The 21334-nt window shown below is 68.7% G+C and carries 20 protein-coding genes and 1 pseudogene; 9 read left to right on the forward strand and 12 right to left on the reverse strand.

Going from position 1 to position 21334, the window contains the following annotated elements; all coding sequences use genetic code 11:
- Positions 1–102 precede the first annotated feature (102 nt).
- From AC0L5F_RS01770 to AC0L5F_RS01815, 10 genes and pseudogenes are all read right to left on the reverse strand, one after another.
- Positions 103–534 (reverse strand): hypothetical protein, encoded by a 432-nt coding sequence (locus AC0L5F_RS01770; protein ID WP_473314889.1) that lies wholly within the window; start codon positions 532–534, stop codon positions 103–105.
- Between the two features lie 743 nt (positions 535–1277).
- Positions 1278–1685, reverse strand: a complete 408-nt coding sequence (locus AC0L5F_RS01775) for a cytochrome c biogenesis ResB family protein (protein ID WP_473314890.1) — start codon at positions 1683–1685, stop codon at positions 1278–1280.
- A gap of 214 nt (positions 1686–1899) precedes the next feature.
- Positions 1900–2260: pseudogene (gene cmtR / locus AC0L5F_RS01780) on the reverse strand (Cd(II)/Pb(II)-sensing metalloregulatory transcriptional regulator CmtR).
- Between the two features lie 41 nt (positions 2261–2301).
- Positions 2302–2961, reverse strand: coding sequence for a DsbA family protein (locus AC0L5F_RS01785; protein WP_473314891.1), 660 nt, complete (start codon positions 2959–2961; stop codon positions 2302–2304).
- A 23-nt stretch (positions 2962–2984) separates the two neighbouring features.
- Positions 2985–3827 (reverse strand): cation diffusion facilitator family transporter, encoded by an 843-nt coding sequence (locus AC0L5F_RS01790; RefSeq protein WP_473314892.1) that lies wholly within the window; start codon positions 3825–3827, stop codon positions 2985–2987.
- Positions 3828–3956: 129 nt separating this feature from the next.
- Positions 3957–4532, reverse strand: coding sequence for a copper resistance CopC family protein (locus AC0L5F_RS01795; RefSeq protein ID WP_473314893.1), 576 nt, complete (start codon positions 4530–4532; stop codon positions 3957–3959).
- Positions 4529–6022: a cytochrome c biogenesis protein ResB gene (resB, locus tag AC0L5F_RS01800; protein WP_473314895.1), complete on the reverse strand. Its 1494-nt coding sequence runs from the start codon at positions 6020–6022 to the stop codon at positions 4529–4531. The genes AC0L5F_RS01795 and resB overlap by 4 nt, the downstream gene beginning before the upstream one ends.
- Before the next feature lie 91 nt (positions 6023–6113).
- Positions 6114–6860, reverse strand: coding sequence for a cytochrome c biogenesis CcdA family protein (locus tag AC0L5F_RS01805; RefSeq protein ID WP_473314897.1), 747 nt, complete (start codon positions 6858–6860; stop codon positions 6114–6116).
- Complete coding sequence (locus AC0L5F_RS01810; protein ID WP_473314898.1) at positions 6860–7381, reverse strand: TlpA family protein disulfide reductase; 522 nt, start codon at positions 7379–7381, stop codon at positions 6860–6862. The genes AC0L5F_RS01805 and AC0L5F_RS01810 overlap by 1 nt, the downstream gene beginning before the upstream one ends.
- 147 nt (positions 7382–7528) lie before the next feature.
- Positions 7529–7951, reverse strand: a complete 423-nt coding sequence (locus AC0L5F_RS01815) for a hypothetical protein (RefSeq protein WP_473314899.1) — start codon at positions 7949–7951, stop codon at positions 7529–7531.
- 666 nt (positions 7952–8617) lie between these two features.
- Here AC0L5F_RS01815 and AC0L5F_RS01820 point away from each other — a divergent pair.
- Both AC0L5F_RS01820 and AC0L5F_RS01825 read left to right on the forward strand, forming a co-directional pair.
- Positions 8618–9313 carry a helix-turn-helix transcriptional regulator gene (locus AC0L5F_RS01820; RefSeq protein WP_473314900.1) on the forward strand — a complete coding sequence of 232 codons (696 nt, stop codon included), beginning with the start codon at positions 8618–8620 and terminating at the stop codon, positions 9311–9313.
- A gap of 92 nt (positions 9314–9405) precedes the next feature.
- The gene (locus AC0L5F_RS01825; protein ID WP_473314901.1) at positions 9406–9813 is read left to right on the forward strand and encodes a VOC family protein; all 408 of its coding nucleotides are present in this window, start codon (positions 9406–9408) and stop codon (positions 9811–9813) included.
- Positions 9814–9828: 15 nt separating this feature from the next.
- Here the strand turns inward: AC0L5F_RS01825 and AC0L5F_RS01830 are convergent, their stop codons facing one another.
- Positions 9829–10818, reverse strand: coding sequence for a helix-turn-helix transcriptional regulator (locus AC0L5F_RS01830; RefSeq protein ID WP_473314902.1), 990 nt, complete (start codon positions 10816–10818; stop codon positions 9829–9831).
- 104 nt (positions 10819–10922) lie between these two features.
- Here AC0L5F_RS01830 and AC0L5F_RS01835 point away from each other — a divergent pair, with 104 nt between their 5' ends.
- The 6 genes from AC0L5F_RS01835 to AC0L5F_RS01860 all read left to right on the forward strand — a co-directional run bounded on the left by AC0L5F_RS01835 (position 10923) and on the right by AC0L5F_RS01860 (position 18261).
- Positions 10923–11390 (forward strand): VOC family protein, encoded by a 468-nt coding sequence (locus AC0L5F_RS01835; protein ID WP_473314903.1) that lies wholly within the window; start codon positions 10923–10925, stop codon positions 11388–11390.
- Between the two features lie 151 nt (positions 11391–11541).
- A complete protein-coding gene (gene gad / locus AC0L5F_RS01840) occupies positions 11542–12966 on the forward strand; it encodes a glutamate decarboxylase (protein WP_473314904.1) in 1425 nt (474 codons plus the stop codon).
- A 2-nt stretch (positions 12967–12968) separates the two neighbouring features.
- On the forward strand, positions 12969–13643 hold the full coding sequence (locus AC0L5F_RS01845; RefSeq protein ID WP_473314905.1) for a hypothetical protein: 675 nt from the start codon (positions 12969–12971) through the stop codon (positions 13641–13643).
- A gap of 9 nt (positions 13644–13652) precedes the next feature.
- The gene (locus tag AC0L5F_RS01850; RefSeq protein WP_473314906.1) at positions 13653–15461 is read left to right on the forward strand and encodes a 1-acyl-sn-glycerol-3-phosphate acyltransferase; all 1809 of its coding nucleotides are present in this window, start codon (positions 13653–13655) and stop codon (positions 15459–15461) included.
- A gap of 3 nt (positions 15462–15464) precedes the next feature.
- A complete protein-coding gene (locus tag AC0L5F_RS01855; RefSeq protein WP_473314907.1) occupies positions 15465–16904 on the forward strand; it encodes an HAD-IB family hydrolase in 1440 nt (479 codons plus the stop codon).
- Positions 16905–16926: 22 nt separating this feature from the next.
- The gene (locus AC0L5F_RS01860; protein WP_473314908.1) at positions 16927–18261 is read left to right on the forward strand and encodes an MATE family efflux transporter; all 1335 of its coding nucleotides are present in this window, start codon (positions 16927–16929) and stop codon (positions 18259–18261) included.
- 34 nt (positions 18262–18295) lie between these two features.
- Here the strand turns inward: AC0L5F_RS01860 and AC0L5F_RS01865 are convergent, their stop codons facing one another.
- Entirely contained in the window at positions 18296–19714 is a 1419-nt protein-coding gene (locus AC0L5F_RS01865; RefSeq protein WP_473314909.1) for a dihydrolipoyl dehydrogenase family protein, read from the reverse strand.
- A 19-nt stretch (positions 19715–19733) separates the two neighbouring features.
- Here AC0L5F_RS01865 and AC0L5F_RS01870 point away from each other — a divergent pair, with 19 nt between their 5' ends.
- Positions 19734–21332, forward strand: coding sequence for an FAD-dependent oxidoreductase (locus AC0L5F_RS01870; protein ID WP_473314910.1), 1599 nt, complete (start codon positions 19734–19736; stop codon positions 21330–21332).
- Positions 21333–21334 lie beyond the last annotated feature (2 nt).

Below are 21334 nucleotides of genomic sequence, written 5' to 3' on the forward strand. Positions count from 1 at the left end.
GGGTCGCACCGCAGGTTGGCCCACATCGTTCTGTCGTCGGTACCGAATCTACAACAAGCATTGCACACATTGCTCCGCGGTCGATCGGGACATCGCACCCGGTCACATCCCGTACCTGGCTCCCATGCCGTACTGCATCGCAAGGAACATATAGGCCATCGCGACACTCATGACGGTCAATGCGACGCGCAGGTCGCGGGCATGCTCCTCGTGGTGGCCGTCGGACTGCCTCGATGGTGCAACGCCGGCCTGATTCGACGACTGCGGCGTCGCGATGGTCAACGCAACCAAGTCCCCTCGACGGGCAGGTGCGAAGTCAGGCAGCAGGCGCAGTAGTGGACCGCCTGCCCACGCAAGCGCTTCTACGGCAAACCAAGTCGTCAACACCAAGGTCAGCCACTTGTTGCGATCGGTCGTCATCTGGAACATGTAGACCATGCTCGCCAGGTCGACCACGGTGATCGCCCACAACCACGGCGGCACAGCCTTGGAGATCCCGTCGGTGGCTGCCCCCGCCAGCACGATGATGGTCACTGCGCCGCGTGCCTTGGCCCCTCCGCTCGGGTGGCTCGTCGTGGGTGCAACCTTGGCCTTGGTGGGGGTTGTGGGCGCTGGCGATCCCGGGGTGAGTCAGCTGGTCGGAGCCCCTGGACGCCTCGTCCGCTGGTCTGTGCCCGTGCTGCGGTTCGGCGCGTCGGCGGCGTCGGCGTGGTGCCTGCGCGTTCTGGGACTCGTGGTGACGCGACCGCAGCAGAACACCGTGGTGTCGGGCGAGTTGGAGGCGGTCGGCTACCGCATGCTCCGCACTGCGGTGCGGGCCGCAGGAGTATGGGCCGCCCTCGCGTTTGCCCTGGTGTCGTTGAGTGCCGCGCAAAGCGCAGGACTCTCGGCGGGCCGGATCGCGGGGCCCAGCCGCTGGTGGACGACGGTGTCAGCCCAGCCCGAACCACGTGCCTGGCTCTTCGCGGCCGCGTGTGCGGTCGTGATCGCCGCTTCGGGTCGACTCGCGTTGCGCTGGGCGAGCTTGGTGGCGCTGACCTTGCTGGCTCTGATCGCCCTGTGCCCCCTTGGTCTAGGGACACGCCTCTTCCGGCGCCAACCACGATCTCGCAACGGCGACGATCTTCGTCCATGTCCCGGCCGCTGCGATCTGTCTCGGCGCTGCGATCACGATGGTCGCCTCCTCGACGCGACAGGTCCGCCACCCTCTCGTCGTCCGACGCTAGGCGGCACTCAGCGGTGTCTGCGCGATCCTGGTGGTTCATCTGGGTTGGCGCTCACCTCGCCGACGTCCTCGCGCATGACCACGTCGATGCGGGCGCGACCAATTGCTTGTAGCGCTGCCTCGAACGTGTTGTGGGACGGAAGCCGCGCCAGCCGGGCACCTTGGGTAGGCGTGCTCGGATGGGTTTCGCAAACGTGAGAGATCGCGGAATGATGCACCCGGTCAGGGGGATCATGAGGAGCAGGTAAATCGAGCTGAACCACGGCGAGCTGTCGACGTCGAAGAAGCCGAGCGCGTCGAGGACGCGTGCACTCTTGGGGTTTCGCTTCTGGAAGGTTGCCACTGCACGAGCATCGACACCGCGCTGCGGCAGGAGCGACCCAAGCAGGACGGCGATTGCGAGCATGAGGAGCAGGAACAGGGGGCAGTCCGCATCGAGACCAGCCGGCGCCACAACCATCGAGCCAGTTCGCGGCGACCAAGTTCAGGGACCGCGCTCGAAGCGGAGTGCCCCGAGCGCTCTCGGCTAGATCACGCCCGACAGGGAGGGAGTCCAAGTTGCGGTCCACCACCAAGCCGGGAGAGCACTGTTCGCGACAACCGGCGCTCCCGTCGGTGCCTGGACCTCGCCGGGGGGGGGGGGGGGGGGGGGGGGGGGGGGCAGCACTCGCGACTCATCGGCTGGAGTCGCCGGCGGGACCGCAGCACAACAGCACGTCGCATTCGTCGTCGCTGCACGGCGCGCCATCGTCGACGGCAAGCACGATGGCAACCATCTGTTCGAGAGCCCGTGCCAGGTGGGGGTCAGCGATCCCGTACCGGGTACGGCGCCCTTCCCCGGCGCCGCCACAACGATGCCGCATCCACGCAAGCACGCGAGGTGGTTCGACGGCGCGTCAGATCAAGTTTTTCGGCCAGCCGTGCGGGGTAGCCGGCACCCTCAAGCAGGCTGACGAGGATCCGGGCACGGGTGGGTTCCGCCATGGCCCGCCCGAGTCGGGTAATGGCATCGAGTCGCTCGGCAATAGTCAGCATCTGCTGGCCATACAGCGCCGCCTGACCGGTTGCGGAAACTGCTACTTCGCAAGCTCGGCGTCGATGGCGTCGGTGAAGTCCTCCGTGGTCTGGGGCTGGAGCATCTTCCCGTTGAGGAAGAACGTCGGCGTCCCGGAGACGCCGAGGGTGAGGCCGTCATCGACGTCCTTCTGCACTCGTTCGGCCACCTCGGGACTCATGACGTCGGCATCGAACTTCGTCATGTCGAGATCGAGCTCCTCGGCGAAGGAGCGGAACAGCGCGGCCTGCGAGTCCTGGCTCTCGCCCCAGTCGGCTTGGGTCTCGTACATGCGCTTGTACATGTCCTCGAACTTGTCCTGCTGTGCGGCGGCCTCGACCGCGTGCGCGGCGTTGCGTGCGTTGACGTGGCTGTCGATGGGGAAGTAGCGGGCCACGAAGGTCACCTGTCCGTCGTAGGTCTCACGCAGGGACTCCACGAACGGGAACGCTGCCCGGCAGGCCTCGCACTCGAAGTCGAGGAACTCCACGAGCGTCACCTTCTCGTCCTCGGCGCTGCTGAGCCGGTGACTGTCGTCACGGACGACGACGCCCGTGGCCTGCGAGGCGTCGATCGGGTCGGGATCATCGAGCACCTGGTAGGTGATGATGCCGCCGAGGAGGACGGCGGCCACTATGCAGAAGATGACGGCGATGCGGGTCTCACGGGTCATGCGCTTCATGGGACTTCCTCGTTTCGGCGTGGTCACCAGTCGATCTCGTGACATTCGGTGGACGTGCTGGGTTCGACCTGGATGGTCGCGTGCTCGATGGTGAAGTCGTCCCTCAGCAGTCGTCGGGCGTCATCGAGGATGCGCTGGAGGTCGTCGGTGTTCTCTCCGACGAGGTGGGCGGTGGCTACGTTCATTCCGGAGGTCAGGACCCACACATGCAGGTCGTGGACATCGCTGACGCCGGGGATCTTCGACAGGGCACCGGAGACCTCGTCGACGTCGAGGCCCTCGGGCACGTGCTGTCCGAGAACGGCAAGCACCTGACGGCCAAGCATGACTGCGCGCACGGCGACGAAGACCCCGATGGCGAGTGCGACGATGGTGTCCCACCAGGGGTCGCCCGTGACCGCGATGAGGACGCCGGCGGCGATGACGCCGACTGAGCCGGCGGTGTCCGCCACGACCTCGTAGTAGGCGCCCTTGACATTCAGGCTCTCCTCGGCACCGGCGCGCAGGATGACCATCACGACGACATTGACAACGAGACCGAGGGCGCCGACGACGATCATCGGACCCGACGACACGGAGGTGTCCTCGCCGATGCGGGCCACCGCCTCGATGACGACGTAGACCGAGACGCCGAGCATGATCAGGACCGTCAGTCCTGAGGCGAAGACCTCGGCGCGGTAGGAACCGAAGGTTCTCCGGCCCGTCTTGTCCTCACGCGTGGCGATCTTGGTCGCCGCCAAGGCAGCGCCGAGGGCCACGACGTCGGCGGCCATGTGCCCGGCGTCGGACAGCAGGGCGAGCGAGTCAGCCAGCAGGCCGTAGATCAGCTCGACGAAGAAGAACGTGAAGATCAGGCCGAACGCCAAGGCGAGCCGTCGTCGGTATCTGCCTCCTGCGTGTCCAGTTGGTGCTGGACCGTGGCTGTGTCCGGTTCCCATGTGAGTTTCTCTCGTGAGTAGTGGGTGGTGAGGTCGGAGATGGCGGGATCGCTGACGTCATGGGATGTCCTCGTCGTGGGCTGAGGATCGCAGGCCTGCGCGGACGAACAGGGTCAGGCCAGTCATGGCGGCTATGAAGAACGCCAGCACGGTCAGTATCGTCGTCCAGGCGCCTCCGTCGTCGGTTTCCGTGGGCGGCACCGACAGGTCAGTTGCCGTGCTGGGGCTCGACGATGGCGATGGCTCGGCGGGCGATCGACTACCTGACTGCTCGACAGTGAACCTAATGGTCCCGGTCACGGGGTGGTCGTCCTCTGACACCACGCGGTACGACAGCGAGTAGTTCCCTGAGTCCGCACCATTCGCGACCTCGCTGATGGCGGTCTTGCCGTCGGGGCTGATGCGCACCTCTTCGTTGTTGACTCGGGCGTCGCGTTCATCGGTCAGCACGAGGTACGCGGGCCTGCGCACCCGCTCGTTGAGGGTGACCGAGACGGCGCTCGGCATCCGGTCGAGCTTCGCCCCGTCGACCGGGTTCGATGTCTTCAGCGCCGCGTGCGCCGCCGCTGGTAACGGGATGGCGATGAGCATCGCAGCGACGACCGCCGTCACGAGGGTGGCCAACATCTTCATAGAATCTCCTTGGGGTGTTCAGGTTTCTGGTCGAGTTGCTCGCGCAGACGATTTGTGAGGGGGGCCGTGTCGGCGGGGACATCGCCCCGGTTGACTCGGTCGAGGATCGCGATCTCGACGGTGGTCCCGTCCGGTCCGCGGCGAGCGCGGACCCAGGTGCGGCGCGGCTTGACGTACAGAGAGAGCACCAGTCCGACGAGTCCGGCGCTGATGCCGAGGAGAGGCATCTGCACCAAGGGTGCCGAGCCGATCTGGAAGCGTGCGTACTGCTTCAGCGCGACGAACTGGATCGTGCCGCCGTCCGGGAGCGGTGCCTCGGTCCCCGGCACGAGACTGATGCGCAGCGGCTTGCCGTCAGACGTGTAGGGCTTCATGTTGGTCTTGTCGAGGGTGTAGACCGACTGCGGTGTGCCGTTGTCGAGGCCGAGGTCGCCGTGCCACACGCGCAGCCCGATCAATGGGTTGGCAGCGGCGGGGAACGCCGAGACAGGTGTCTTCACTGCGCCTCCGGAGACGGCCGTGGGCAGGAAGAATCCTTGAAGACCCAGCTGTTCGGGCTTGGCTGCCGAGATCTTGATGACACCGTTCGAGGTGTAGGTCGGGTCGACCGGCAGGAACGGAACCGCCTCGTCGAAGAGAACCTTCCCGTCAGCATCCTTGACCCTGATCACCGGCGCGTACCCGTTGCCGACGAGGAAGACCGACGTGCCGTCGATCGTCAGCGGGTTGTTGACCGTGATGTCGAACGGTTCGGGCAGGCCACCCGGTCCATCGACCGAAGTCCCGGTGGCGCGGAACAACCGAGGCGCTCCGCGTTGGGGGCCGTCCAGCTGGAACCTCGCCTCGAAGTCCTCGAGGGTCAAAGAGAACGGGACGAGGTCTCCGGTGGAGAACAGCGTGCCGGAAGTGAAGTCGTCGTACTGCGTCAGTGTGTTGGAGAACGTGTCGCCCTCGACGACGATGGCTGCCCCCCGCGACCCCAGCAGCGTGCCGGCCGCAACACCCACGAGCACCACGATGATGCTCGTGTGGAAGACGAGGTTCCCCGCCTCGCGCAGGTAGCCGCGTTCGGCGCTCAGCTCGCCCACCTCATCGCGCATCACCACATCAGTTCGGGCTCGGCCGATGGCACGCCGGGCTGCCGCCATGACGTCAGCGACCGACGACGTGGTCTCGAAGGTGTCGTGCGCGGGGAGTCGACCCAACCGGGTCGGCACTCTGGGAGGCCGTGCCCGCAGCGCTCTGGCGTAGACCAGCGACCGCGGGATGATGCACCCGATGAGCGAGATCATCAGCAGCAGGTAGATCCCGCTGAACCACGGTGAGCTGTAGACGTCGAAGAACCCCAGCGCGTCCAGGACGGGAGCGCTCGTGGGGTTGCGCATCTGGAAAGCGGCCACCGCTCTGGCGTCGACGCCGCGCTGCGGCAACAGCGAGCCGGGCACGGCAGCGATGGCCAGCAGCAGGAGCAGGACGAGGGCGGTACGCATCGACACCAGTTGACGCCACAGCCATCGTGCGAACTCTCGCCGATTCAACTCTGCGACGGTGTTCGGAGCAGACCGCTCAGAACGCGCCCGGCTAGATCGGAGCCACATAGCCCAACGCCATTCGCTGCAACTCTGTCACCATCTGCTGCCACAGGCCCGTCAGCAGAAGCACACCGATGGCGATCATCATGGCTCCGCCGAATCGGGACACCGCCTGATGGTGCTCGCGCACCCACGTGAGGGTGCCCAGCATCCGGCGGTAGCCGACGGCGGCAGCGACGAACGGAAGCCCGAGGCCAAGGCAGTAGAACACGGTGAGCGTCGAGCCCCGGGCGGCGTCAGCGGTGGTGGTCGCCAGGGTCAGCACGGCTGCCAAGGTGGGTCCGAGGCACGGCGTCCAGCCCACACCGAACATCACACCAAGCAGCGGGGCGGCGGCCACGCCGACCTTCGGAACGGCGTGGATGCGCACGTCGCGCTGGGCGAAGGGGATGAACCCCATGAAGACGAACCCCATGGCGATCGTGACCACACCGAGCACAATGTTGATCTGTGTCTGGTACTCGATGAGGCGGAACCCGATGGTGCCGAAGATGGCTCCGTAGGAGATGAAGACGGCGCTGAAGCCAAGGACGAACAGGGATGCACCGGCGAGGACCCGTCCGCGCCTCTCGGCTTGCAGGTCGGCCCCGGACAGCCCGCTCACGTACGACAGGTATCCGGGGAGCAGCGGGACCAGGCACGGTGAGAAGAACGAGACCAGCCCGGCGATCGCGGCGATCGGGATGGCGATGAGCAGCGAACCGTCGGCTGCACCGGCAGCGAACCAGTCGCCCATCAGGGTTCCTCGACGACGTCGGTGACCAGTGCACGAAGCGTGGCCTCGGTGGCGACGTCCAGCAGCCTCACGGCGACCCGCCCCTCGCGGTCGATCACATAGGTCGTCGGCACGGCGACCGCGGGCAGCGACGAGGTGAAACCGACCAGCAGTCTGCCGCCGGAATCGCTGATGCTCGGGTAGGGGACGTCGTTGTCCTCGGTGTAGGCCCTCGAGGTGGCGGCGCCCTCACGCACGGCGATGCCGATGAACTCGACTCCTTGGGGCTTCAGCTCGGTGGCCAGCTTGCTGAGCACCGGCTGCTCCTTGCGGCACGGCGGGCACCACGAACCCCAGATGTTGACCACGACGACCTTGCCCTTGAACGACGCGAGCGAGAGGGGTGCGCCGTCGAGGTCGTCGCCACTGATGTCCGGAGCCGGTTCTCGGTCGGCCGGCACCACCCGGGTGATGCCCGCTCGAGCGCCCGTGGCATCGGCCTCGCCGGGTTCAGAGGATCCGCAACCTGTCAGGAATGACACGAAAATGACGAGTGTCGCAACGACGGAGGCTAGTGTCCGACGTGAAGCAGACGACCGGGTACCGCGGCGCGCGCGGTGGTGGTGGGGCATGGCTGTCCTTCAGGGGTGTGCGGGATCGACTCGGACCGATGGCTCGGCTGGAGTCGCTCAGCACACCAGGGCCGCAGGCTCCCGGATGAAGACAGAGATGACCGCATGACGTGAAGGAACGCCATCGATGCGACGGATAGGTGCGAGAAGTTGCCACAGCACCTGGTCGGCGCGAGAGGCTCGGAGCAGTAGTACTGCGCCGAGCCCGACGAGCGCGACGATGCAGGTGATGAGCAGGGCACAGTCCCCGGCGAGCCCGCCGCCGACCAAGCCTTCGTCGTTCGACGTTGCAGTCAACGCGGCCGCTCCACCGTCGCCGACCGGCGACGCGCTCGTCGAGGTTGTCGCCGCGTCCGGGTCGACGGAGAACGACGCGTGGCACATGGTCAGCAGACCAACCACCATCGCGAGGCCGAGGACAGCGCGCAGCACAACCGGCAGGTTTTTCGCGTCCATTCGTCCTCGCATGATCCATTTCATCCTATCGGCACGTCCATGACCGTCAGACTCCGCGCTCCACCCCGCCGACACGCGTACGCGGCTTAACCATGGATGCGTCATGCCGCCGCTGGTGAAGATCGAGGCGGGACCTCTGAGTCTGGGCGGGTGCAAGATCGCGGCGCATCACCCGCAGACTTCCCGGGTACTCGACGTCGGCCAGCAAAGTCACTGGCCGACGTCGAGCGCCGGGCGGACGGCCCGACAGGGTCGGGCCGTCAGGCAGGGTGACGGCCGGTTTCGACGTGCGAGCCGTGCGACCGGGTTGCCGGTCGTCAGGCCGAGAATGATGCCGCTCTGCATGACCGAGGGATTCAACAGCTCGCCAATTACTCGCCACAAACAGTCGTGGATCTTCCCAGATCTTCGGATACAGTTGAGCAGCACAAGCAACAAAATTCGAAGTCGTTCCAATACATTCCTTGATTTGTCCAGGTCTGCTGTTCTGCTGGCAGGGCCCTCGATCACTCCAGGGGGTCGCAGGTTCAAATCCTGTCAGCCCGACACAGGAGCCCTGATGAGAAGCCATTTTCATCAGGGCTTTGTCGTGTCGTGTGACGGGTCCTTGCCGGTTCCTCTCCCGTCTCATCGGCCCGATGAGCGAGCGACGGCGCCTCTTCGGCATCTGACACTGGCTATCGTCGAATCGTGAACAGGACCGATCGGCTCTACGCCGTCGTGGAGGAGCTACGGGCCGTGGCGCCGCGCCCGCGGAGCGCGCGATGGCTGGCCGAGCGGTACGAGGTGAGCGTCCGCACGGTCGAGCGCGACATCAATGCGCTCCAGCAGTCCGGCGTGCCGATCTGGGCCGAGCCGGGACGCACGGGCGGCTACTGCATCGCTCGTGAGCACACGTTGCCGCCGGTCAACTTCACACCCCAGGAGGCGATGGCGATGGCCGTCGCACTGCAGTCGATGGGGGCCGCTCCGTTCCGTCCCGCCGCCGAGACGGCCATGCGAAAGCTGGTGTTCGCGATGAGCAGCGACGACGCACAGGCGGCGCGCGACCTGGCGGCCCGGGTGCACTTCCTGCGCGACGAGCTGGTCCCGGACCGGGTGCCGCGCCTCGTCGCTGACGCCGTTGCACACCCGCGGGTGCTGCGAATCGTGTACAGCGACCGCGCGGGGGCGCAGACCCAGCGCGACGTCGAACCTCTCGGCTATGTCGAGTCGAGTGGCGCCTGGTACCTGATCGCGTGGTGCCGGATGCGCGGGGGCATCCGCGCCTTTCGGATCGACCGCATCCTCGACGTCACCGTCACGGCCGAGACGCCCGAACCGCGGACACTGGCAGCCGGCGACATCGACATCGTCCACGGAAGCCTCGAGCCGCTGAGTCTGTGAGATCTGCGGAAACACCGACAGGACGCTGTCGCGCGGCGCGGCCATGGTGGTCAGGTCGAGACGGTCTCGACACCTGATCCGAGGGGTATCCCATGAACTTCGTCTCCGTGCGCGTCATCACCGACGACGTCGCCCGCCTCGCCGACTTCTACGAGCTGATCACGGGCGGAACCACGGTGCGCACCGGCGACGTGTTCGCCGAGCTCACCACGGCGTCCGCGACGCTCGCGATCGGCAGCACCCGCACCGTCCCCGCCTTCGCTCCGGGTGCGGCGGAGCCTGCGCAGAACCGTTCGGCGATCCTTGAGTTCCTCACTCCCGACGTGGACGCCGACTACGCGCGACTGAAGGACGTCGTGGACTCGTGGGTCAACGAGCCCACGCTCATGCCGTGGGGCAACCGGTCGCTGTTGTTGCGCGACCCGGACGGGAACCTCGTGAATCTGTTCACTCCCGCGACCCCGGACGCGATCGCGAAGTTCGCGCGCTTCGTGGAGTAGGCCGATCCCGCCACGTCACCGTCGTCGCTGTGGTGGCGCCTCGTCCGTCAGCCGTGGGCTGCCGGTCGTCGCACCTGCGACCCGTGTGGCAAGTCCGGCGGCGGCTTCGATGAGCTCGTCGGGTCCGAGGATGGTGAACGGGGCGTCGAACCGGAGGATCCAGCCCAGGAGTCCTGCCCACGACCACGATCCGGCCCGAACACGGCACGCGGACGACGACGTCTGCTCCATCTCGCCGTCACCGAGCCAGGGGGCGATGTCGTGGGCCGGAAGGTGCAGGAGGAACTCGCCGTGGCACGGCCAGACGTCATCGGCGGACGACCCCTTGAAGCGCGCCTCGAGGAAGGTGCGCGCATCGCCGGTGGGAATGGGGCGCGGGGTGAAGACGGCGCCGCCGGCGAACTTCGGGATGATCCTGTCGAGCCGATAGACGCGCCAGTCGGACACGTCGAGGTCCCAGGCGACGAGGTACCACCGGCTGCTCCGCGCCACGACGGCGTGAGGTTCCACTCGGCGCGGTGGACGGTCGCCGCGCTCGCCGTGGTCGAAGCTGAACACCCGCTGCTCACGGACGGCGGTGCTGACCGCTTCGAGGACCTTCGGGTCCACCCGCTGCTCGGCCGCCGTGTCCGTGAAATCGATGCCGTCGATCCGGTGTCGCAGCCTCGACGGCATGACCTGGCGCACGGTCTGCAGCGCGCGAGCAGCGGCGTCGTCGAGATCGACTCCCGTGGAGGGGGCTCGGTGCAGGGCCACCGCGATCGCCACCGCTTGGTCGTCGTCGAACAGCAGGGGTGGCAGCTCCGCGCCCGCCGCGAGCCGATAGCCACCGTCGGGCCCCTTGGTCGCAGCGATCGAGTACCCGAGCTCTCGTAGCCGGTCGACGTCACGACGAACGGTGCGTGTGGTGACCTCCAACCGGTCGGCGAGCACCGCCCCCGGCCAGTCGCGACGCGACTGCAGCAACGACAGCAGCGCGAGCATGCGAGACGACGTTCCGGACATGGTCTGAGTATCCGCCACGTAGAGGACATTTCCTGTCCTCTACATCGTCCACCGTGGCATCGCGGCACACCGCCGCCATCACCGCATAGACGAAGGACAGACAGATGAGCATCACCACGACCACCCACCTCAACTTCCCCGGCACCGCACGTCAGGCGTTGGAGTTCTACCAGTCCGTCTTCGGGGGCACCGTCACCGCGGCCACCTACGGTGACCTCGGCATGCCCGCCGATGCACCGGGCGCGGACAAGATCGTCTTCGGCCAGGTCGAGAGCGACCTGGGCTTTCGCGTCATGGGCTACGACATCCCCGGACAGGACACGACCGACACGTCGAGCACGGCCGGAAACACGCGACGCGAGAACGGCGTCACGATCACCGACCGCACCTTCTTCCAGTCCGTGCGCGGCGAGACCCTCGAGGAGGTCACCACGCTCTGGGAGGCGCTCGCCGACGGCGCCGACGTCGTCGAACCACTCGCCGCGTCCCCGTGGAGCCCCGGCTTCGGCATGCTCACCGACCGATTCGGCGTGACCTGGGTGATCGACGTGCAGCCCCCGCAGCACGCCTGACCGGTGTTCGGCGGGCCCTCGCCAGGGGTGAGGGCCCGCGCCGCAACCTCGTCGGGCACCGGTGCGTCAGGTGGTCGTTCGCAGGCGCTCACGGTAGGAAAGAATCCAGAGAAAGGCACTCCCACCCCGGACCTCGAGATACAGGAACCCCATGTCGTCCAAGCACGCGAAGCGCACGAACACCAGCAAGGCCCGCCAGTCGACGAACCTCGACGACACGCTCTCGCTGAACCCGGTCTTCGTCCGTCCGGGCGAGGCGACCGAGCTGCCGAAGTTCCGGCTGCCCGACGGTCCCTCCCTGCCGGAGACGGCCTACCAGATCGTGCACGACGAGGCGATGCTCGACGGCAACTCCCGGCTGAACCTCGCGACCTTCGTCACGACGTGGATGGACGACGAGGCGAAGAAGCTCTACGCCGAGGCCGCCGACAAGAACATGATCGACAAGGACGAGTACCCGGCGACCGCCGAGATCGAGGACCGTTGCTGGCGCATCCTCGCCGACCTGTGGAACGTTCCCGACCCGTCCGACACGATCGGCACCTCGGCGATCGGGTCGTCCGAGGCGTGCATGCTCGGCGGGCTCGCCCTGAAGCGCCTGTGGCAGCAGCGCCGCCGGGCCGAGGGCAAGTCCACCGAGACGCCCAACCTGGTGATGTCGTCGGCGGTGCAGGTCGTGTGGGAGAAGTTCTGCAACTACTGGGACGTCGAGCCGCGGTACGTCCCGGTCAGCGAGGATCACCTGGTCCTCGACGGGCACGACCTGGAGCAGTACGTCGACGAGAACACGATCGGGGTTGTCGCGATCCTCGGACAGACCTTCACCGGCCTGTACGACCCCGTCGACGAGATCGCGCGCAAGCTCGACGAGATCCAGGCGTCGACCGGCCTGGACGTCAAGATCCACGTCGACGGCGCGTCCGGCGCCATGATCGCGCCGTTCTGCCAGCCCGACCTGGTCTGGGACTTCCAGATCGACCGGGTCAACTCCATCAGCACGTCCGGCCACAAGTACGGACTCGTCTACCCCGGCGTCGGCTGGGTCGTGTGGCGCAGCACCGCCGTCCTGCCCGAGAGCCTGATCTTCCACGTCAGTTACCTCGGCGGCGACATGCCAACACTCGCACTGAACTTCTCCCGCCCGGGCGCCCAGGTGCTGCTGCAGTACTACCAGTTCCTGCGGCTGGGGCGTGAGGGATACCGCCAGGTGCAGCAGAACTCGCTGGACGTCGCGCAGTACCTGTCGGCCGGCATCGCGGAGATGGGCCCGTTCGAGCTGGTCAGCCGCGGTGACACGATCCCGGTCTTCGCCTGGGTGCTGAAGGACCCCGAGACGCGGATGTGGAGCCTGTACGACCTCGCCGACCGACTGCGCATGAAGGGTTGGCTCGTGCCGGCGTACCCGATGGCTGACGACATGGCCGACGTCGTGCTGCAGCGGATCGTCGTCAAGGTCGGCCTGAGCCGCGACCTGGCGTCGTCCCTGCTCGCCGACATCCGCGGAGAGGTCCAGTTCCTCGAGGCCCTCACGACACCGCTGCCGCGCGAGGCCGAGGGCTCGCACTTCCACCACTGAGCGTGGCCACGCACACCACGTCGCTGTTCACCCCCACGCTGACGAAGCAGTGCTGGGGGTTCATCGTCGGCGCGAGCTTGTTCGCGCTCGGGTCGGCGCCGGGGATCACCCACGTCGTGGGCTCCACGGGCTCGAACGTCCTGTACTTCACCGGCGCCTGGTTCTTCACGGCGGCGGGCCTGATCCAGCTCGCGCTCAGCGGACCGGTCCTCGCCGAGGGTCGGCCCGGCCGGCGCCGGCTGCCGCGGGCCGAGTGGCTCTCGGCGGCGACGCAGAGCCTCGGAACGATCCTGTTCAACGTCAGCACGACGGCAGCGCTGCACGCGACCACGGTCGCGGCGCAGGACCAAGAGGTCTGGAGTCCCGACGCCGCCGGCTCCGTCGCGTTCCTCCTGAGCGGTGGCCTGGCCCTCGTCGCGTACGCACAGGTGGGACGTCGATGGGACGTCCGCAGACCCGCGTGGTGGTCGGAGGTCGTCAACGCGGCCGGCTGCATCGCGTTCGGTGTCTCCGCCGCCGCCGCATTCGTGCTTCCCAGCGGTCGCGACGTCGACGTCGTGGTGGCGAACGCCGGCACCTTCGTGGGCGCGATCTGCTTCCTGCTGGCCTCGCTGATCGTGCTTCCGTGGCTGACCGCAAGGACCGTCGTCAGCCCGCGGTGTGACGCACGCCACTAGAGTGGCCCCATGGACACCAGCGAGCAGGAACGGCGAGCCGTCGAGCTGGTGATGGGATCGGGGGCGTTCCGCGACACCATCGCCGCGCTGGTGGACCGCACGGGGCGCGCCGAGGGCGACGTGCGCCACGACGCCGAGGCGGCGCTCGAGGAGATGTCGGCGTGCATCGACGAGTCGGCGTCGCGGGTGTGGGACCGGCTCGGTCGGTGGATGACGCGGTCGTACGAGGTCGACGTCGACACCATGCGGCTGGCCGAGCTCGCCGAGCTGGGACGCCAGCACTCGTTGGTCTTCCTGCCCAACCACCGCTCCTACCTGGACCCGCTGGTCCTGCGCGCGGCCACGCGCGGGCACCGTTTCCCCGCCAACTACACCCTCGGCGGCAACAACCTCGCGATCTGGCCGCTGTCCAACCTCGGGAAGCGCAGCGGGCTGATCTTCATCCGCCGCTCGAGCCGCGACGACCCGATCTACCCGGCGATGCTGCGGCTGTACCTCGGGTTCCTGCTGCGCCAGCACGCCAACCTGGAGTGGTACTTCGAGGGCGGGCGCACCCGCACCGGCAAGCTGCGACCACCGCGCATGGGCGTGCTGCGCTACCTCGTCGACGCGTTCGAGGCAGGCGGCGACGACTCCGACGACGCCTACCTGGTGCCGGTCTCGATCGTCTACGACCAGCAGCACGAGGTGTCGGCGCTCTCCCGCGAGGAGATGGGCGGCACCAAGGTCCCCGAGAGCCTCACCTGGGCGTACCGGTTCGCCCGGGCCCAGGGGCGACGTCGCGGCCGGGTCCACGTGCGGTTCGGCCCCCCGCTGTCGCTGCGCGAGGCCCTCGCCGACGCGGGGTCACGTGCCGACAGCGCCGACCTCACCGAGGTCGTGCCCCGCGTGGCGTTCGAGGTGGCGCACCGGATCAACGCGGCCACGCCCATCACTCCGGCCGCGCTGGTCACGTTCGGCCTGCTCGACAACGACGGTCGGGCCATGACGCTGGCCGAGACGTTGCGGGTGCTTGAGCCACTGGTCGCCTACGTGCGCCACCGTCAGCTGCCGCTCACCGCCGACGTCGACCTCGGCCGCCCCGAGGGCCTGCGACGCGCACTGGCCACGCTCGTGCGCGAGAACGTGGTCGTCGAGTACGCCGGCGGTCTCGAGCCGGTCTACGCGATCGCCCCCGACCGGCACCACGAGGCCGGTTTCTACCGCAACACCGTGACCCACTACTTCATCAACCGCGCCATCCTCGAGGTCGCGCTGGTGCAGGTGTCCGAGGAGGCGTCGGAGGGCGACGTCGACGTCGTCACCGCCACGTGGCGTCGCGCCCTGGCGCTGCGCGACCTGCTCAAGTACGAGTTCTTCTTCGCGACCAAGGAGGAGTTCGACTCCCAGCTGCGCCGCGAGACCGACATCGTGCGGGCCGGGTGGGCCGGCGAGGACACCGGAGCGAGCGACGTGCTCGAGCGGCTCGCGAAGTCCGACCTCCTCCTCGCGCACCGCGTCATCGGTCCCTTCCTCGAGGCGTACTCGGTGGTGGCCGATCGTCTGGTGACCCGTGAGCCGGCCGCGCCTCTCGACGGCGACGACCTGATCACCGAGAGCCTCGGGTACGCCCACCAACGGTGGCTGCAGCAGGACCTGCACTCGCCGGAGTCGATCTCCAAGGACCTCATGGGCGGCGCGCTCAAGCTGGCGGGCAACCGCGATCTGCTCGGTCCGGGGGGCGACGAGCTGATCGAGGCCCGCCGGCGGTTCGCCGACGAGCTGGCCGCCGCGGTGCGCGCCACGGCCGTCGTCCGGTCCCACGCCCTGGGCAGCTGACGCGTGCACGACATCGACCGGCTGCTGGCGGCCGTCGCCGACGGTCCGCAGGGACCCGAGGTCGGCGCCTTCTTCGACTTCGACGGCACGCTGATCCACGGCTACTCGGCGGTGCTGTACTTCCAGCAGCGTCTGGCCGATCGCTCGGTGAGCCCGCAGGAGCTGCTCGGCACCCTGGTCGAGGTCTTCAACATGCAGCAGCGCGGCCACGACGTGACCAGGCTGGTCGGCGTGGGTCTCGGCGCGCTGCGCGGGATGGCCGTCACCGATCTGGAGGAGATGGGCCAGCAGCTGTTCCGCACCCGGATCTCCGGGCAGCTGTACCCCGACGCCCGCCGGCTCGTGCAGGCCCACCTGCGCGCCGGCCACACGGTGGCGCTGGCGTCGTCGGCCACGCGATTCCAGGCCCAGCCCGCCGCGGAGGACCTGGGCATCGAGCACCTGCTGGTCACCGAGGTCGAGACCGTCGACGGCAAGGTCACCGGGCGCGTCGACGGTCCCATCCTGTGGGGCCCCGGCAAGGCGGCCGCCGTCGAGGCGTTCGCCGAGGAGCGCGGCCTCGATCTGGATCAGTCCTACGCCTACGGCAACGGGGGAGAGGACGTCCTGTACCTGGAAAAGGTCGGTCGTCCCCGTCCGCTCAACGCCGACAGCACCCTGACCCAGGCCGCCGCCGAGCGCGGGTGGCCGGTGCATCGCCTGCACCGCAAGCGCCGGTTGACGCCGATGAACGTCGTCCGCACCGCGGCTTCCTACGCCGGCCTGTTCACCGGGATCGGCACCGGGCTGGGCATGGGGCTGGTCAACCGCGACCGCCGCACGGCGCTGACGGTCGCGGCCGCCGTGAGCTCCGAGCTGGCCCTCGCCGCAGCGGGGGTCTCGCTGGAGGTCGAGGGCCAGGAGAACCTGTGGCGCTCGCGTCCTGCGGTGTTCGTGTTCAATCATCAGAGCCAGTTCGACGTGGTGGTGCTGGCGGCACTGCTGCGGCGCGACTTCACCGGCGTGGCCAAGAAGGAGCTGGCCAAGGACCCCACCTTCGCCGCGATGGGCTGGCTGGCCGACATCGCCTACGTCGATCGCAGTGACAGCGCTGCGGCCCGGGAGGCGCTCGCCCCGGCCCTGGACAGCCTGCGGTCGGGAACGTCGCTGGTGATCGCGCCGGAGGGCACGCGTTCGCCGACCGCACGCCCTCTGCCGTTCAAGAAGGGCGCTTTCCACCTGGCGATGCAGGCAGGCGTGCCGATGGTCCCCGTCGTGATCCGCAACGCCGGAGAGATCATGCCGGCCCGGTCGGTGATCCTGCGTCCCGGAACGGTGCAGGTCCGTGTTCTCCCCCCGATCCCGACCGACGGCTGGACGACCGACGACCTCGACGAGCAGGTGGCCGGTGTGGAGTCGATGTTCACCGACACCCTCGACGACTGGGACCACGCGGCCGGCTGAACGACGGTGACAGGATGGGCGCGTGAGATCGCCCCTCGACCGAGAGATCCTGCGTCTCGCCTGGCCGGCCTTCCTCGCGTTGATCGCGGAGCCGCTGTTCCTGCTCAGTGACGCGGCGATCGTCGGGCGCCTCGGAACCGCACAGCTGGCCGGCCTGGGCATCGCGGCGGTGATCCTGCAGACCGTGGTGGGCCTGTGCGTGTTCCTCGCCTACGGCACCACGGCCGGCGTGGCGCGCCAGCTCGGCGCCGGGAACACCGCGAAGGCGTTGGCGCAGGGGATCGACGGCGTCTGGTTGGCGCTCGGCATCGGGGTGCTCGCGACCGGGGCGGGTCTGCTGGCGCTGGACCCGATGATCGCCGCCTTCGGTGCCTCCGAGGTCGTCAACGGCTACGCGGCCGACTACCTGCGCCTCGCCCTGCTCGGCGTCACGCCCTTGCTGGTCATGCTGGCGGCCACCGGCATCCTGCGTGGGCTGCAGGACACCAAGACACCGCTCGTCGTCGCGATCGGCGGCAACGCCCTGAACGTCGTCCTCAACGTCGTGCTGGTCTTCGGGATCGGAGCCTTCGACGGGATGGGGATCGCCGGTTCGGCGCTCGGCTCGGTGATCGCCCAGGTGCTCAGCGCGGCTGCGCTCCTGTGGGTGGTGGTGCGGGCCGCCCGCGCCGAGGGCGCCTCGCTCGCGCCGGATCTGCCCGGGATCCGAGCCGCTGGACGCGCGGGCATGCCTCTGGTCGTACGCACTCTGACGCTGCGTGCGGCGCTGCTCGTGACGACCTATGCCGTCGTCGCGGGCGCGGCGGATGCGACGAGCCAGACCGTCGATGTCGCCACCCACCAGCTGGCGATGACGATCTGGGGCTTCCTCGCCTTCGTGCTGGACGCCATCGCGATCGCTGCCCAGGCGATCACCGGCCGGTACCTCGGTGCGGGTGACGTCACGGGAACCCGCGAGGTGACGCGACGCATGATCCAGTGGGGCGTGGTGAGTGGTGCCGTGACCGGGGTGCTGCTCGCGGCCACCAGCCCGGTGCTCGGCGCCCTGTTCACCGACGACCCCCGCGTGCAGGATCGCCTCGTACCTGTCCTGATCATCGCCGCGATCGGCCAGCCGCTCGCCGGCGTGGTGTTCGTGCTCGACGGGGTGCTGATCGGCGCCGGAGACGGTCGCTACCTGGCCTGGGCCGGACTGCTGACGCTGGCCGTCTACGCGCCTGCCGCCCTGCTGGCCGCCTCCGTGGCGGGCCTGGTGCTGGTGTGGGTCGCGTTCGCGGGGCTGTTCATGCTGGCGCGCGGCGTGGTGCTGGTGTCCCGTGCCCGCGGTGACGGCTGGATGGTGACCGGCGCGACCTGATTCCCCTCAGGTCTGAACCCTCAGGTCTGGGCCCTCAGGTCTGGGGACGACCCCATGCCTCGAGCCAGCGCAGCCAGACCTCGCTGACCGTCGGATAGGACGGCACGGCATGCCACAGGCGGCTGACCGGTACCTCGCCGACGATCGCGATCGTGGCCGAGTGCAGCAGCTCGGCGACGTCCGGACCCACGAAGGTCGCCCCGAGCAGCACCTCGCGCTCGGCGTCGAACACGGCGCGGGCACGGCCGACGTAGTGGTCCGACGCGGTGGCTGAACCGGCGATGGCGGCGAGATCGTGGTCGAGCACCCTCACCTTGTGGCCGGCCGCGAGTGCGCCCTTCTCGGTGAGCCCGACGGACGCGACCTCCGGGTCGGTGAACGTCACCTGGGGGACGAGGGCGTGGTCGGCGGTCGCCACGTGGGCACCGAACTTCGAGGTGTCGACCTCGCGCCCGTGCGCGCGTGCGGCGATCACGTCGCCGGCCGCGCGAGCCTGGTACTTGCCCTGGTGGGTGAGCAGTGCGCGGTGGTTGACGTCTCCCACGGCGTAGAGCCACTCGACGCCGTCGACCTGCATCGTGTCGTCCACGTCGAGCCAGGCGCCGGCCTCGAGGCCGACTCGCTCCAACCCCAGCTCCTCGGTACGGGGACGGCGGCCGGTCGCCACGAGGACCTGCTCGGCGATCACCTTCGTTCCGCCCTCGATCTCGACGACGACGTTCTTGTCGGTGCGGTGGGCCGAGGCGACGTTCGCCTTGAGCTTCACGGTGACGCCCATGTCCTCGAGGGCCTCGCGGACGAGGTCGCCGGCGAACGGCTCCATCTGCTCCAGCAGCGGTCCACGGCTCAGCAGCGTGACCTTGGTGCCGAACCCGGCGTAGGCGGTGGCCATCTCGCAGCCGACGACGCCGCCGCCCACGATGACCAGACTGGCGGGGACCGCCTGCGCGCTGGTGGCCTCGCGGCTGGTCCAGGGATTCACCTCCGCCAACGGATCGGGCACGGCGGCCGACGAACCGGTGCAGACGACCACGGCGTGACGCGCGCGCAGCACGGTCTCGGCGCCGTCCTCGGCCGTGACGGTGACCTCCTTCTGGCCCGTGAGCCGTCCGTGGCCGCGCACCAGGTCGATGCCGGCACCCTCGAGCCAGCTGACCTGACCGGCGTCGTCCCACCCACTGGTCATGGCATCTCGACGGCGGAGCACGCCGGCCACGTCCAGGTCACCGGTGACCGCCTGCCTGGCGCCGTCCAGGTTCTGGGCGGCGCGGATCGCGGCGCCGCTCCTGAGCAGTCCCTTGCTCGGCATGCAGGCCCAGTACGAGCACTCGCCGCCGACCAGCTCGCTCTCGACGATGACGGTCTCCAGGCCGCCCTGCACGGTGCGGTCGGCGACGTTCTCGCCCACGGCGCCGGCTCCGATGACGATGACGTCGGTCTCGCGGAGGTCCATGTTGCTAACCTAACGGTCGATGCTCATCGATGCCCGGACACTGGAATCAGAGACCGCGCACACGGTTTCCACCCAGGTCTGCGTCATCGGCGGAGGGGTCGCCGGCATCACCATCGCCCTCGAGCTCGCGCGCTCGGGAGTCGACGTCGTGCTGGTCGAGAGCGGCGGGTTCGCCAGTGACGCCCAGACCGACGACCTCTACGAGGGCGACTGCGCCGGGACGGACTACTACCACGGGTTCCACGACCGCAGCCGGTTCCTGGGTGGCGGGAGCAACTGCTGGGGCGGATGGTGCCGGCCGTTGGAGCCCGAGGACTTCGCGACCCGCTCGTGGGTTCCGGACAGTGGTTGGCCGCTGAGCAGCGAGGACCTGCAGCCCTACTACGACCGCGCGCACGTCGTGCTCGGACTGGGCCCGACGACGTACGACACGGACTACTGGCGGTCCCGGATCGACCACCCGCGCGTCCGGCACGCCGACCTCGACGAATCCGTCGTGGGCAGCTCGTACAGCCAGTTCGCGAACATCTTGCGCCTCGGCGAGGAGTACCGGGCCGAGCTCGACCGGCACCCGCGCATCACGGTGCTGCTGCACGCCAACCTGACTCGGATCCACACCGACCAGGCCGGCGGGCACGTCACGGCGGTCGAGACGCGCACGCTCACCGGCAGGCGCGTGGAGGTGAGCGCGCACCAGGTCGTGCTCGCCACGGGCGGCATCGAGAACGCCCGACTGCTGCTGACCGCGGGCGAAAGCCTCGACACCGACCACGACCTGGTCGGCCGCTACTTCATGGACCACCCGCACCGGCTCACGGGCGAGGTCACGCTGCGCCCATCGTTTCGCCGCAACCGCCTCTACGAGATCCGGAGCCAGTTCCGGTCGGACGCGGTGGCGGCGGACGGGGTGTCGGTGGCGGCGGCCCTGGTGGTGGCCGCGAAGGTGCAGGAGCGCGAGGGACTGCTGAACGCCCGTGCCTGGTTCCGGGCGATGTACATCGGCGAGGGGTCACCGACGGTGGAGTCGATGCGAAGGCTGCGCCGGCTGGTCCGACATCGTGACGGCTGGAGCAGGGACCACACCGCAGAGCTGCGCGACGTGCTGCACCACCCCGCTCGGGCCGCGGGATTCGCCGCTGCGAGCGTGCTGCCGCGTCCACCATTGGTGCGTGGCATGCAGCTCGAGGTCATCGTGGAGCCGAACCCGGATCGCACGAGCAGGGTGATGCTGACCGGGGAGCGCGATGCGCTCGGGATGCAGCGGGTCCGCGTCGACTGGAGGCTCGGCGACCAGGTGCGCCACACCTTCGATCGGACGGCCGAGATCCTGGCCACCGAGCTCGGCCGGGCGGGCGTCGCCGACGTCACGACGAATCCGACCTCCACCGGCAGCTGGCGCGACGATGTCGACGGCACCTGGCACCACATGGGCACCACGCGCATGCACACCTCGCCTCGCCTCGGTGTCGTCGACGTCGACAGCCGCGTGCACGGAGTGAGCAACCTGTTCGTGGCCGGAAGCTCGGTCTTCCCGACGGCCGGGGCCAACTTCCCGACGCTCACGCTCACGGCGCTGGCACTGCGCCTCGCCGACCACCTGAAGTCGATGGCACGCTGAGC

The organism is Aeromicrobium sp. 10G20-16, assembly GCF_055809665.1.